Source organism: Caballeronia sp. 11_S32 (assembly GCF_056930355.1).
This window is the reverse complement of the sequence record NZ_JBXOWH010000003.1, coordinates 1,780,786-1,794,269: the sequence shown is the minus strand read 5'-3', so window position 1 is coordinate 1,794,269 and position 13,484 is coordinate 1,780,786. Positions and strand designations below refer to the sequence as shown.

13 protein-coding genes are annotated in these 13,484 nt (G+C 64.7%); 1 reads left to right on the top strand and 12 read right to left on the bottom strand.

Annotated features, from left to right (window positions below; translation table 11 throughout):
* Window positions 1–124 precede the first annotated feature (124 nt).
* The gene (gene ppsR / locus AC1Z32_RS19975; RefSeq protein WP_483480223.1) at window positions 125–943 is read left to right on the top strand and encodes a posphoenolpyruvate synthetase regulatory kinase/phosphorylase PpsR; all 819 of its coding nucleotides are present in this window, start codon (window positions 125–127) and stop codon (window positions 941–943) included.
* A gap of 9 nt (window positions 944–952) precedes the next feature.
* Here ppsR and AC1Z32_RS19970 read toward each other — a convergent pair whose 3' ends face one another.
* The 12 genes from AC1Z32_RS19970 to uppS form a co-directional block, all read right to left on the bottom strand.
* Window positions 953–1,729, bottom strand: coding sequence for a TrmH family RNA methyltransferase (locus AC1Z32_RS19970; RefSeq protein ID WP_483480222.1), 777 nt, complete (start codon window positions 1,727–1,729; stop codon window positions 953–955).
* 26 nt (window positions 1,730–1,755) lie between these two features.
* Complete coding sequence (gene rnhB, locus AC1Z32_RS19965; protein WP_483480221.1) at window positions 1,756–2,460, bottom strand: ribonuclease HII; 705 nt, start codon at window positions 2,458–2,460, stop codon at window positions 1,756–1,758.
* The gene (lpxB, locus tag AC1Z32_RS19960; RefSeq protein ID WP_483480220.1) at window positions 2,460–3,626 is read right to left on the bottom strand and encodes a lipid-A-disaccharide synthase; all 1,167 of its coding nucleotides are present in this window, start codon (window positions 3,624–3,626) and stop codon (window positions 2,460–2,462) included. Before lpxB ends, rnhB begins: the two co-directional genes overlap by 1 nt.
* 12 nt (window positions 3,627–3,638) lie before the next feature.
* Complete coding sequence (gene lpxA, locus AC1Z32_RS19955; protein ID WP_483480219.1) at window positions 3,639–4,427, bottom strand: acyl-ACP--UDP-N-acetylglucosamine O-acyltransferase; 789 nt, start codon at window positions 4,425–4,427, stop codon at window positions 3,639–3,641.
* A 63-nt stretch (window positions 4,428–4,490) separates the two neighbouring features.
* A complete protein-coding gene (gene fabZ, locus AC1Z32_RS19950; protein ID WP_483480218.1) occupies window positions 4,491–4,949 on the bottom strand; it encodes a 3-hydroxyacyl-ACP dehydratase FabZ in 459 nt (152 codons plus the stop codon).
* Window positions 4,950–5,096: 147 nt separating this feature from the next.
* Window positions 5,097–6,188: a UDP-3-O-(3-hydroxymyristoyl)glucosamine N-acyltransferase gene (gene lpxD / locus AC1Z32_RS19945; protein WP_483481691.1), complete on the bottom strand. Its 1,092-nt coding sequence runs from the start codon at window positions 6,186–6,188 to the stop codon at window positions 5,097–5,099.
* Between the two features lie 28 nt (window positions 6,189–6,216).
* The gene (locus tag AC1Z32_RS19940; RefSeq protein ID WP_483481690.1) at window positions 6,217–6,741 is read right to left on the bottom strand and encodes an OmpH/Skp family outer membrane protein; all 525 of its coding nucleotides are present in this window, start codon (window positions 6,739–6,741) and stop codon (window positions 6,217–6,219) included.
* An 82-nt stretch (window positions 6,742–6,823) separates the two neighbouring features.
* A complete protein-coding gene (bamA, locus tag AC1Z32_RS19935) occupies window positions 6,824–9,136 on the bottom strand; it encodes an outer membrane protein assembly factor BamA (RefSeq protein ID WP_483480217.1) in 2,313 nt (770 codons plus the stop codon).
* 77 nt (window positions 9,137–9,213) lie between these two features.
* The gene (gene rseP / locus AC1Z32_RS19930; RefSeq protein ID WP_483480216.1) at window positions 9,214–10,608 is read right to left on the bottom strand and encodes an RIP metalloprotease RseP; all 1,395 of its coding nucleotides are present in this window, start codon (window positions 10,606–10,608) and stop codon (window positions 9,214–9,216) included.
* 7 nt (window positions 10,609–10,615) lie between these two features.
* A complete protein-coding gene (locus AC1Z32_RS19925) occupies window positions 10,616–11,833 on the bottom strand; it encodes a 1-deoxy-D-xylulose-5-phosphate reductoisomerase (protein WP_483480215.1) in 1,218 nt (405 codons plus the stop codon).
* An 18-nt stretch (window positions 11,834–11,851) separates the two neighbouring features.
* Window positions 11,852–12,664 (bottom strand): phosphatidate cytidylyltransferase, encoded by an 813-nt coding sequence (locus tag AC1Z32_RS19920; RefSeq protein ID WP_483480214.1) that lies wholly within the window; start codon window positions 12,662–12,664, stop codon window positions 11,852–11,854.
* On the bottom strand, window positions 12,658–13,440 hold the full coding sequence (gene uppS, locus AC1Z32_RS19915) for a polyprenyl diphosphate synthase (protein WP_483480213.1): 783 nt from the start codon (window positions 13,438–13,440) through the stop codon (window positions 12,658–12,660). Before uppS ends, AC1Z32_RS19920 begins: the two co-directional genes overlap by 7 nt.
* Window positions 13,441–13,484 lie beyond the last annotated feature (44 nt).

Below are 13,484 nucleotides of genomic sequence, written 5' to 3'. Positions count from 1 at the left end.
ACCGCAGGCGACCAATGTAACACAGGCGCTCTGCTTCGCCGTGCGGGCGCCGCCTTCGGCGTCATCCGCGTGTCAGCGTTTGAGCGCGCCCGCCCCAACTCGTTCCCCATTTGGTTTTTTCGCGATGCCGCCTTCCGTATTCATCGTCTCCGACGGTACTGGGATCACTGCCGAAACCTTCGCGCATTCGATCATGGCCCAGTTCGATCAAAAATTCCGGCTCGTGCGCGTGCCCTTCGTCGATTCGATCGACAAGGCCTATGCGACGGTCGAGAAGATCAACGAGGCCGTCGCGCTCGATGGCCGCCGGCCGATCGTCTTCACCACGCTCGTCGACAGTGCATCGAACGAGGTCGTCAAGGGCTGCAACGCGCTCGTGCTCGACATGTTCCAGACCTTCATCGAGCCGCTCGAGCACGAACTGGAAATGAAGTCGACGCACGCGATGGGCCGCGTGCACCAGAACGCCGACACCGAGGAATACAAGAACCGCATCGAGGCGATCAACTTCTCGCTCGCGCACGATGACGGCCAGTCGAACCGCAATCTCGCCGAAGCCGATGTGATCCTCGTGGGCGTATCGCGCAGCGGCAAGACGCCGACGAGCCTCTATCTCGCGATGCAGTACGGCGTGAAGGCGGCCAACTATCCGCTGATTCCCGAGGACTTCGAGCGCGGCAAGCTGCCTACTCCGTTGCTCGAGCATCGGACGAAGATGTTCGGTTTGTCGATCGATCCGCAGCGGCTCGCCGAGATCCGCAACGAGCGCCGTCCGGGCAGCAAGTACGCGGCGCTCGAAAACTGCCGCTACGAGATCAACGAAGCTGAAATGATGATGAAGCGCGAGGGCATCAAGTGGCTTTCCTCGACGCACAAGTCGATCGAGGAAATCGCCACGACGATCCTTCAGGAAATCAAGCCGGAACGGCCTTCCTACTACTGACGGCCCTGGTCAGCGCTGCTGGCGGCACTGCTCGAAAAGACAGATCGCCGCCGCGGCCGCCACGTTGAGCGATTCCATGCCGCCCGGCTGTGGGATTGTCACGCGATGCGTCACCGCATCGCGCCAGATCTGCGACACGCCCGCGCCCTCGTTCCCGAACACCCACGCCAGCGCGCCCGACAAATCGCAATCGTAGAGCGCGACCGCGCCGTGCGAATCCGTGATGGTCACGGGCGCATCCAGCCGCGCGATCAGACCGGCGGGCTCGACGTCCTCGAAAATATCCAGCAGGAAATGCGCGCCCATGCCCGAGCGCAGCACCTTCGATGACCACGCGTACGCCGTCCCCGGCGCGCAGAACACGCGCGCGATGCCCGCCGCCGCCGCGCTGCGAAGAATCGAGCCGACGTTGCCCGCGTCCTGAATGCCATCAAGGATCACGCAGGTTTCGGTGACGCGCGCGGGCAGCGCCGCCTCGATCTTTTCGACGAGCAACAGCATGCCCACGCCATGCACGACGCTGGAAAGCTGGCCGAAGAGCGCATCGGGCAGCACGACGACGCGCTTCTCCTCGATGCGCGCGACGATTTCTCGTGCTTCTTCATGCGTGAGCGCGCCTTCGGTGACGACACAGGTCTCGGGCTGTCCCGCCGCATCGAGATAAGCGGACGCGAGATGCAGGCCTTCGAGCAGCGCGTGGCCGCTGCGACGCTGCTGCGCCGTCGAGCCAGCAAGCGCCTTGATGCGCTTGTAGAGCGGGTTGTCCCGCGAAGTGATGGATTTCACGTTGAATTGATTGCGCCTCGGCAGGCTCAGAAGGCGAGCGCGTCGGAATCGTCGTCGAGTGCCGCAGACGTTTGAAGCACCTCGGGCGCGATTTCGGGCAACACCGATCCGAAGACGAGCGCATGCGCCTCGCGCACCGGCGCGAACGAACGCCGATGATGCTCGCAAGGGCCATGCTCGCGCAGCGCCTTCAAATGCTGAGGCGTGCCGTAACCCGAGTGCGCGTCGAAGCCGTACATCGGATAAATTTCGTGCAGTTCCACGAGCATGCGGTCGCGCGTAACCTTCGCGAGAATCGATGCCGCCGAGATCTGCTTGATGAGCGCATCGCCGCCGATCACCGCTTCCGCGCGGATCGAGAGCACCGGGCAGCGGTTGCCGTCGACCTTCACGAGCGTCGGCGCAACGGAAAGCCCTTCGACCGCGCGCTTCATCGCGAGCATGCTCGCGTGCAGGATGTTGATGGTGTCGATTTCCTCGACGCTCGCCGACGCGATGCAATACGCGAGCGCCCGGTCGACGATCTTCTCGTAGAGCTCTTCGCGCCTTTTGGCGGTCAGCGCCTTGGAATCGTCGAGGCCGTTGATGCGCGGCTTGGCGGGATCGAAAATCACGGCCGCCGCAACGACCGGACCGGCCAGGGGCCCGCGCCCGGCTTCATCCACGCCGCAGATGATGTCGAACGGTGAGCTGAAATCGAGGCCTGCCTGAGCCGATCGTATCGCCGCCATTATCGCGGTCTCCGCGTGTCGAGCACCCGCGCCACGGCTTCCGCCGCCTTTTGCGACGTGTTCTGCCGCAGCGCGATGTGCATTTCGGTGAAGATTTCCGTCAGGGTACGGCGGTTGGCGTCGTCGTTCAACTGTTTCAGCGTCGCGTCGGCGAGCGCCTCGGGCGTCGCGAAGTGCTGGAGGATTTCCGGCACGACGAAGCGGCCCGCCAGAATGTTCGGCAAGCCCACATACGGCAGGTAGCCCTGCCGCTGCATGATCTGACCCGTCAGCCAGGGCACCTTGTAAGAGATGACCATCGGCTTCTTGAGGAGCGCCGCTTCGAGCGTCACGGTGCCGCTTTTCACGAGAATCGCGTCGGCGGCGGTCATCGCGGTTTGCGCGCGGCCGTCGGTGATCGTCAGCGACAGGTGCGGATGCGCCTCCACGAGCGGCTGCAGCAATTCGCGCAGCGCGGGGTTCGCAGCCGGCATCAAAAAGCGCACGCCCGGCTCGCGAAGCTGCATCAGCTCCATCGCGTCGAAGAAGGTCGGGCCGATCAGCGAGATTTCCGAGCGCCGGCTGCCCGGCAGCACGGCGATCACCGGGCCGCCCTCCGCGATGCCGAGCTCGCGGCGCGCGCCCGTCACGTCGGGCTCGAGCGGAATCTCGTCCGCCAGCGGATGACCGACATAGCTCGCCGCCACGCCCGACCGCTCCAGCAGCGCGGTCTCGAACGGAAACACGCACAGCATGTGATCGACCGCTTTCACGATCTTCTTGATGCGGCCGCCGCGCCACGCCCAGATCGACGGGCACACGAAATGCACCGTCGGAATGCCCGCTTCGCGCAGCGGCTGCTCGAGGCCGAAATTGAAATCGGGCGCGTCCACGCCGATGAACACCGAAGGCGGCTCCGCAAGCAGTTGCCGCTTGATCTCGTTGCGGATGCCAAGAATCTCGGGGATGTGCTTCAGCGCTTCGACATAGCCGCGCACGGTCAGCTTGTCCATCGGCCAGTGCGCCTCGAAGCCTTCGGCCATCATGCGCGGGCCGCCGATACCGCTATAACGCGTGCCTTCCGGCAGCGTCTGCCTGAGGCCCTTGAGCAGCGAGGCCGCGAGCAGGTCGCCGGAAGGCTCGCCCGCGACCATCGCGATGCGTGGCGGGTTGGTGATCAGGGTCATCGGGCAGCGTGTCTAGCGGATGATGCCGCGCTGCGACGCCGCGATGAAGTCGGAGAATGCCTTGACGGGCTCGTCGCCCTCGCCGCCTGCCGTGCTCAGTTCCTTCAACTGCGCCTTTGCCTCTTCGAGCGACAGGCCGCTCTTGTAGACGATGCGATAAGCCGTGCGCAGGGCCGAAATCGCCTCGGCGGTGAAGCCGCGCCGGCGCAGGCCTTCGACGTTGATGCCATGCGGCTCCGCCTTGTTGCCCGCTGCGATGACGAAGGGCGGCACGTCCTGCACGAGCGCGGAGGCGCCGCCCAACATGGAATGCGCGCCGATGCGCACGAACTGATGCACGCCCGACATCCCGCCGATGATCGCGTAGTCGCCGACGATCACGTGCCCAGCCAGTTGCGCGTTGCTCGACATGATGACGTTGTCGCCGAGGCGGCAATCATGACCGACGTGCACGTACGCCATGATCCAGCAGTCGCTGCCGATGGACGTGAGGCCCTGATCCTGCGCCGTGCCGGTATGCAGCGTCGTGAATTCGCGGATGGTATTGCGGTCGCCGATTTCGAGGCGGGTCGGTTCGCCCTTGTACTTCATGTCCTGCGGACGGCCGCCGACCGACGCGTAGTGGCCGATGCGGTTGTCGCGGCCGATCGTCGTGTGCCCTTCGATCACGCTGTGCGAACCGACGGTCGTGCCCGCGCCGATCACGACGTGCGAACCGACGATCGCGTACGGTCCGATTTCGACGGACTCGTCGAGTTGAGCGCCCGGCTCGATGATCGCGGTGGGGTGAATCTTGCTCATGCGATTTTCGCCTGTACTGTTCGTGCTGCTTGTTGCGGTGAACGCGGGTGCACGCAAGTGCGCTTAGGCGTCCGTGTTCTTCACGGTACACATGAGCTCGGCTTCGGCGGCGGTCACGCCATCCACTTCGGCGCGCGCCTTGAACTTCCAGATGCCCCGCATGTACCGCTCGAAGTTGACGTTGAGAATCAGTTGATCGCCCGGCTCCACCACGCGCTTGAAGCGCGCGCCGTCGATGCCGACGAAGTAGTAGAGCGTGTTGGTCGGATCGTGCGGCTCTTCCGCGAAGGTCAAGAGCGCCGCCGTCTGTGCGAGCGCTTCGAGGATCAGCACGCCCGGCATGACCGGCCGCGTCGGGAAGTGGCCCTGGAAATACGGCTCGTTGATCGTCACGTTCTTCAACGCTTTGATGCTCTTGTGCGGCTCGAGTTCGAGCACGCGGTCCACGAGCAGGATCGGATAGCGATGCGGCAGCAGCGTGAGGATCTTGTGGATGTCGAGATTGATTTTTTCTGTGCTCATGGTCGTTCTGCTCACGCGCGCGTCGGGCGCGGATATAGGATGGCGGGCCGTACCGGACGCCCGCCCGGGATTGCTGGGTCGCTCAGGCGGTGCGACGCGGCCCGCTCTTGCTTGTGGTTCTGTTCTTCGTCCGACGAGGCGCGGCGCTCATGCGCCGCCGCTTTGATCGGCGCGCTTGCCCGCGTCGGCGAGCGCCGTTTCCAGCGCCTTGATACGCTCGCGCATCTTGTCGAGATTGCGCATGATCGCCGCGCTCTTGTTCCAGTCCGCGTGCGGCACGGCTGGAAACGCGCTCGTGTACATGCCGGGCTTCAGCAGTGACTTCGAAACGCCCGACTGCGCCGTGACGATCACGTAATCCGCGAGCGTCACGTGGCCCGCGATGCCCACCGCCCCGCCGATCATGCAATGCTTGCCGATATTCGTGCTGCCCGCGATGCCCGCGCAGCCGGCGATCACCGTGTACGCGCCGATGCGGCAGTTATGGCCGATCTGCACGAGGTTGTCGATCTTCACGCATTCCTCGATGACGGTGTCCGCCATCGCGCCGCGGTCGATCGTGGTGTTCGCGCCGATTTCCACATCGTCGGCAATATCGACCGCGCCGACCTGTGGAATCTTCACCCAGCTTCCGGTGCGCGCATCGCCCTCGCCCACGAAGTCCGGCGCGAAGCCGAAGCCGTCCGCGCCTATCACCGAGCCCGCGTGCACGATCACGCGCGCGCCGAGCTTGCAGCCGTGATAGACGGTGACGTTGGGATACAGATGCACGTCGTCGCCGAGCTTCACGCCGCGCCCGACGACCACGCCCGCATCGAGCTTCACGCGCTCACCGACGACCGCGCCCGCCTCCACCGTCACGTGCGGCCCGACCACGGCACTCGCCGCGACCTTCGCTGCAGGATCGATATAAGCGGTGGGATGCACCCCCGGCGTGGCCTTGGGCGTGGCAAGGTCGATGAACGCCTGCGCCACGCGCGCGAAATAAGCGTAGGGGTTCGGCGTGACGATGAAATTACTGCCCGCGCGATTCGTCAGCTTCTCGAGATCGGCGGGCGAAATCAGCACCGCGCCCGCGCGCGTCGTTTCCACCTGCGGCAAATACTTCTGGTTCGCGAGAAACGCGAGTTGCGCTGGGCCGGCCTTGTCGAGGGGCGCGAGACTCCCGACTGCGTGCGCGCCATCGCCGACCACCTCGCCGCCGAAGCGCTTCACCAGTTCGTCGAGCGTGATCGCCATGCCTGATGCCATCTCGTTTCAGTCCTCGTCAGTTCGAGCTCGAGCCGGTGCCGGTCGCACCGGCGGCCAGCGCCTTCAGCACCTGGTCCGTGATGTCGATGCGCGGGCTCACGTACACCGCTTCCTGCACGATGAGGTCATAGTGCTGCTGCTCGGCAATCTGCTTGATGACCTTGTTGGCCCGGTCCAGCACCGCCGCGAGCTCCTCGTTGCGGCGCTGGTTCAGGTCCTCGCGGAACTCGCGCTGCTTGCGCTGGAAGTCCGCGTCGAGTTGCGAGAGATCGCGCTGGCGTGCCGCGCGGTCGGTCGGTGACATCGAGGAACCGTTCTTGTCGATGTTGTCCGACATGGCCTTCAGCCGCTGTGCCATGTCCTGCAGCGCCTTGTCGCGCTTGGAAAATTCCTGCTCGAGCTTCGACTGCGCGGCTTTCGCCGCGGACGATTCGCGCAGGATGCGGTCCGAATTGACCGCCGCGATGCGCGCCTCCTGAGCACTGGCGGTCATCGCCGTGCCCAGGCCGAGAACCATCGACAACGCAAGCGCCAGCGCCATATGTTTCGAATGCTTACCGGTTCCCAAAGTGTTCCTCACGTTACGTCTGAATGAATGAAGTTCGCGTTCATCGGCGGGCCGCTTAGAACGCCGTACCGATCTGGAACTGGAACTTCTGGTACTGGTCGCCATCGTGCTTCTGCAGCGGGAAGCCAAGGCTCAGCTTGAGCGGGCCGATCGGCGAGATCCACGCAAGACCCACACCGTAGCCGTAGCGCAAGCCGTTCGCGCCGCCGCTCGTGCCGCCCTGGTTCGGATCGCCCCAGACGTTACCGGCATCGAGGAAGGTGAAGACGCGCAGCGTGCGGTCGTAGCCCGTGCCCGGCAGCGGGAACGTCAGCTCGATATTGCCGACCGCCATGCGCGAACCGCCGATCGGGTCGCCCGTCTTCGCGTCGCGCGGACCCAGCGAGCTCGGCGAGTAGCCGCGTACCGAACCGATACCACCGGCGTAGTAGTTCTTGAAGATCGGGTACGTCTGACCTTGCAGGCCCTTGCCGTAGCCACCCTGCAGGTTGAAGCCGAGCACGAAGCCCCGCGCGAACGAGTAGTAATACTGGAACTGCGCGTCGAACTTGGCGTACGTCGTGTTGCCGAGCGGTGTGCCGTATTCCGCGTTCGACTGAATGTAGTAGCCGCGGCTCGGCACGAGCGCGCTGTCGCGATTGTCGCGCGACCAGCCCACCGTCAGCGGATAGTTGTTCACTACGCGGCCGAACTCGTTCACGTAGTTGATGTAGGACTGCGGCGTGTTGCTGTCCACGTCCATGGTGTTCTGTTCGGCGCCGACGCCGAAGAACACCGTGTCCTGCTCGGAGAACGGGATGCCGAACTTGGTGTCCGCACCCATCGTGATGATCTTGAAGCTCGAATCGGTCGAGTAGTACAGCGGCTGATACGTGCGGTAGTACGCGTCCGTGATGCGCTTGATGCCGTCGATTGTGAAGTACGGATCGACCTGCGTCACGGTCAGCGTGCGGTACGTCTTCGCGGTGTTGATGTTGACCGCGAGACTCGTGCCCGAGCCGAACACGTTGTCCTGCGACACACCCGCGGAGAGCACCACCTTGTCCGTCGACGAGAAGCCCGCGCCGAGCGTGATGGCGCCGGTCGGCTTTTCCGCCACCTTGACGTCGACATCGACCTGGTCGTTCGTGCCTTCGACGGGCGTCGTGGTGACGTCGACGTCGGTGAAGTAGCCGAGACGGTTGATACGGTCCTTCGAGAGCCCGAGGCGGCTCGAATCGAACCACGAGCTTTCCAGCTGGCGCATTTCACGGCGCACCACTTCGTCGCGCGTGCGCGTATTGCCGACGATATTCACACGCCGGACATACACGCGGCGGCTCGGGTCGACCTGCAGCGTGAGCGCCACGGTGTGGTTCGCCTGATCGATTTCCGGCTGCGCGTTGACCTGCGCGAACGCATAGCCGTATTCGCCGAGCTTGTCGACGATCGCCTTGGTCGTCGATTGCAGCTTCTCGGCCGAGAAACGCTCGCCCGGTTTGATCTTGATGAGCTTGTTGAGCTCGGCCTCGCGGTCGAGCAGATTGCCCGACAGCTTGATGCTGCTGATCTTGTACGGCTCGCCTTCATGCACGGCGATCGTCAGATACATGTCCTTCTTGTCCGGCGAAATCGACACCTGCGTGGAATCGATGCTGAACTCGAGGTAGCCGCGGTTCAGGTAGTACGAGCGCACGTTCTCGAGGTCGCCCGTCAGCTTTTCCTTCGCGTAGAGATCGCTCTTCGTGTACCACGAGAACCAGTTCGGCGTGGACAGCTGCATTTCGCCGAGCAGCGTGCCCGAGCTCACAGCCTTGTTGCCGACGAAGTTGATCTGGCGAATCTTCGCGCTCGGGCCTTCGGCCACCGAGAACAGGATGGCGACGCGATTGCGGTCGACCGGCGTCACGGTGGTGGTCACCTCCGCCGCGTAGTAGCCGCGCGTGAGGTACTGGCGCTTGAGCTCCTGCTCCGCCTTGTCGACGAGCGCCTTGTCGTACGAGCGGCCTTGCGACAGACCGACCGAGCGCAGCGCCTTCGTGAGGTTTTCCTTGTCGAACTCGTGCAGACCCGCGAAATCGATGGCGGAGATGGCCGGGCGCTCCTGCACCTGGACGACCACCACGTTGCCTTCGGTGGCAATCTGAACGTCGTTGAAGAAGCCCGTCGCGTAGAGTGCGCGAATCGCTTCGGAGGCCTTGTCGTCGGTGAAGGTGTCGCCTTGCTTGATCGGCAGATAAGCGAACACGGAGCCCGGTTCGATGCGTTGGAGACCGTCGATCCGAATATCCTGCACGACGAACGGCGTGGTGGCGTGCGCCGCCATACCCGTTGCGGCAAATGCCGCGGCCACAGCCGTCTTAGGAACAAAGCGATGAGGTTTGAACAACGTGCTTCCCCAGTATTTAAAGCTGCATTCGTTCCGGCGGTCGCTCGAAAGACGCCGCCAGAAATTGTGAAAGTGGATCAAAAACGAATCAGGCGAGCGAGGTCGTTGAATAGGGCGATCATCGACAGCGCGACGATGCAGACCAGGCCCGCCCTTTGCAGAACCAGCTGCCAGCGATCGGATACAGCCTTGCCGGTAACAGCCTCAACCAAATAATATAACAGATGCCCACCGTCCAATACCGGAATCGGTAACAAGTTCAACACTCCGAGGCTGATGCTGACGAGCGCGAGAAACGACACGAAGGCCGTCACGCCGAGCCTTGCGCTCTTGCCCGCGTAGTCCGCGATCGTGACCGGCCCCGAGAGATTCTTGAGCGACGCCTCGCCGACGATCATCCGCCCGAACATGCGCAGCGAATAGACGCTGATGTCCCACGTGCGGTTCACGCCGAGACGCAGGCTTTCGAGCGGCCCGTAACGCACGTCCACGGTCGGCAGCTGATTCGCGAGCGCGGCGCCGATACGGCCGACTTCCTTGCCCGTCGACGCATCGCGCTTCAGGTCCGGCACGATCTGTACGGACTCGCGCTTGGCGCCGTCGCCCGCGCCACGCTCGATCACGAGCGTCACGGGCTTGCCGCCGTGCGCCTTCACGTAGTCGATGAAGCTCGTCGCGTTGTCGACGGAACGGCCGTCGATCGCGCGCAGCGTGTCGCCTGCCGTAAGCCCGCTCTTCTGCGCGGCGCTGCCCGCCTCGACGCCCGCGACCGTCAGCGTGCCGCCGCCCGGCGCGAAGCCGAGCTTGTCCATGAAGTCCTGGTCGGCGTCCGCGTCGGTGATGCCGGCGACGCTCACCGGGAAATCGAAGGTGCCTTCGTGCGTCTTCGCGGTCAGCACGATCCGGCGGTGATCGAACGATGCGTCGAGCAGCTTCCAGCGCAAGTCGGACCAGGAGCGGATCGGCTGCGTCTCGCCGCCTTGCGCGTCGCGCATCGACAGAATGGCCTCGCCGCCCTCGAAGCCCGCGCGCGCGGCCGCCGTGTCGGGGGCGGGCTGTGAGACGATTGCCGCGGGCTCGGTCACGCCACCCGCGAACACCGCGGAAAAAAGCGCGATCGCGAGCAGGAAGTTCGCGATCGGCCCCGCCGCGACGATCGCGATGCGCTTGCCGACGCTCTGGCGATTGAACGCGCGCGGCAATTCCTCGGGCGGAATCTTCGTGCCGCTCTCGGGGTCGATCTCGCGCTCGTCGAGCATCTTCACGTAGCCGCCGAGCGGCAGCGCGGCGATGGTCCATTCGACGCCGGTCTTCTTGCTCACCCACCGCACGAGCGGCTTGCCGAAGCCGACCGAGAAGCGCAGCACTTTCACGCCACACAGCCGCGCGACGCTGTAGTGACCGAATTCGTGGACGACGACGAGCACGCCAATCGCAACGACGAAGGCGACGATTTCGGTCAGAAAGTTCATGACGGCCTCAATGGGCGATGGGTTCGGCGCCTGGCGCGCTCGCGGTGAGCTCTGCGACGAAACGGGAGGCGAGACGGCGCGCGTTCGCGTCGGCGGCGAGGACGTCGTCGAGCGAGGCGGCGCTCGTGTTCGGCAACGCGGACAGCACGCGCTCCACCACACCGCCGATCGCCATGAAGCCGATGCGGCGCTCGAGGAACGCTTCCACCGCGATTTCGTTCGCCGCATTCAGCGCGGCACTCGCGATGCCGCCCGCTTCGAGCGCCTGGATGGCCAGCGCGAGGCACGGGAAGCGCGCGAAATCGGGTTTTTCGAACGTGAGCGAGGCGATCTGCGCGAGATCGAGCGGCGCGACACCCGAATCGACACGATCAGGATACGCCAGTGCGTGGGCGATCGGCGTGCGCATGTCGGGATTGCCGAGTTGTGCGAGCACCGAGCCGTCGGCGTAGGAAACCATCGAATGGATCACGCTCTGCGGATGGATCAGCACCTCGATGCGCGAGCCGGGCAGATCGAAGAGCCAGTGCGCCTCGATGACTTCGAGGCCCTTGTTCATCATCGTCGCGGAATCGACGGAGATCTTGCGGCCCATCGCCCAGTTCGGGTGCTTCACCGCCTCTTCGGGCGTGACGTTGACGAGCGTCGCGGGCTCGCGCGTGCGGAACGGGCCGCCGGATGCCGTCAGGATGATCTTCGACACGCCGCCGTGCAGCTTCGCCTCCTTGTCCGCGCAAGGCGGCAGGCACTGGAACACGGCGTTGTGCTCGCTGTCGACCGGCAGCAGGATAGCGCCGTTGTCGCGCACCGCGTCCATGAAGATCTGGCCGGACATCACGAGCGCTTCCTTGTTCGCGAGCAGGATGCGCTTGCCGGCGCGCGCCGCGGCCAGCGTGGGCGCGAGGCCCGCCGCGCCGACGATGGCGGCCACCACCGTATCGCACTGCGCGGCGCGGGCGACTTCGACCAGCGCGTCCGGGCCGTGCGTCACTTCGGTCTTGCAACCTTGGGCGCGCAACGCAGCCGCGACTCGCGCGGCCGTATCGGCGTCGCCGACGACCGCGACTTCGGGCTGGAACTTCAGGCATTGGGCGACAAGCTTGTCGCCGTTGCGATGGGCGCTGAGCGCGTAGACCGAGAAGCGGTCCGGATGCCGCGCCACGACGTCGAGCGTGCTGTCGCCGATCGAGCCCGTGGAGCCGAGCAATGTGAGACGTTTTTGCATAAATTCTTCTCTAGCCGATTAGCCAAGCATGAGCAATGCAATCGGCAATACAGGCAACAGTGCGTCGATGCGGTCGAGGACGCCGCCGTGACCCGGCAGAAGACCGCTCGAATCCTTGACGCCCGCCTGGCGCTTCAGCAATGACTCGAAGAGATCGCCGACCACGCTGAACGCGACCAGCACGGATAGTGCGACGAAGGAGCGATCCCAGCCGAGATGCCCGACAAAGGCCGTGAACACGGTAGGCGCATAAAAGCCGGTGGCGGCGGCGAGCGTGCCGACGACGATGACGGCGAGCCACCCGCCGATGGCGCCCTCCCAAGTCTTGCCCGGGCTGATCGACGGGGCGAGTTTGTGGCGGCCCAGCGCTTTTCCGGCGAAGTATGCGCCTATATCAGCCAGCCAGACTACTAGCAGAAGCGATAGCACGAACGCGACGCCCCGCGTGCGCGCGTCGACGACCGCGTGCCAGCAGGCAAGAAACACGACGATACCCGCGAAAAGCAGGAACGCGCGCCACGCGTGGGCAGCCAGCGCGGGCTTGCGCAGCAAGGCGTAAGGACCGGCGAGCACCCAGAAGATCCCGGCCATCTGGTATAGCGGCGTGGATTTGATGCCCAGAAACGTGCTGAGAATGAGCGCGAGCCCCGCGACGAGCGCGTAAGCCACCGGCCCCGCCCCGTTCAGCTTGAGCAGACGCCCCCATTCCCACGCCGCGAACACGACGACGAACCCGATCAGTGCCCCGAACGCGCCGATCGGCGCGAACAGCGTGATCGGCACCAGAACAGCGAGCAGGACGATTGCCGTGATGACACGGGTTCTTAGCATGAAAGGGTATCGGCCTTCTGCGATTGGGAAGCGAGCTGCGCGCTCGTGCGCCCGAAGCGGCGCTCACGGTCACCGTAGGACGCGATCGCGCGATCGAGCGCGTCGGCGTCGAAATCGGGCCAGTAGGTATCGGTGAAATAGAACTCGGTGTACGCGAGCTGCCACAGCAGGAAATTGCTGATGCGCTGCTCGCCGCCCGTGCGGATGAAGAGATCCGGCTCCGGCGCGTAGGCCATCGCGAGATGCTCGGCGAACGATTCGTCGTCCACGCGGGCGGGCGTGCCCGTCTCGAGCGATTGCGCGATCAGCTTTTTCGTCGCCTGCATGATGTCCCAGCGTCCGCCGTAATTGGCGGCGATGGTCAGTGTGAGGCGGGTATTGCGGGCCGTCTTGGTTTCGGCGCGCTGAATGAGCGCGCGGATCTTGTCGTCGAACATGGCGGTGTCGCCGACGACGCGCAGGCGGATGCCGTTCGCGTGCAGCTTGCCGATCTCGCGCTCGAGCGCGGTCACGAACAGGCGCATCAGGAAGGACACTTCGTCGGTCGGACGGCGCCAGTTTTCGGAACTGAAGGCAAAGAGCGTGACGAATTCGACACCGCGACGCGCGCAGCTTTCGACGGTCGCGCGGACCGCATCGACGCCGCGCGTATGACCGGCGACGCGCGGCAAGCGCCGCTCCGTCGCCCATCGGCCATTGCCGTCCATGATGATCGCGACGTGGCGCGGGACAGCCGCGACATCGGGCACGGTAACGGTAGAGCTGGTATAGGTCATGGCCGCTGAATCTTGGAATCTGAAGGAGTGAAAGCCAGCCTCGT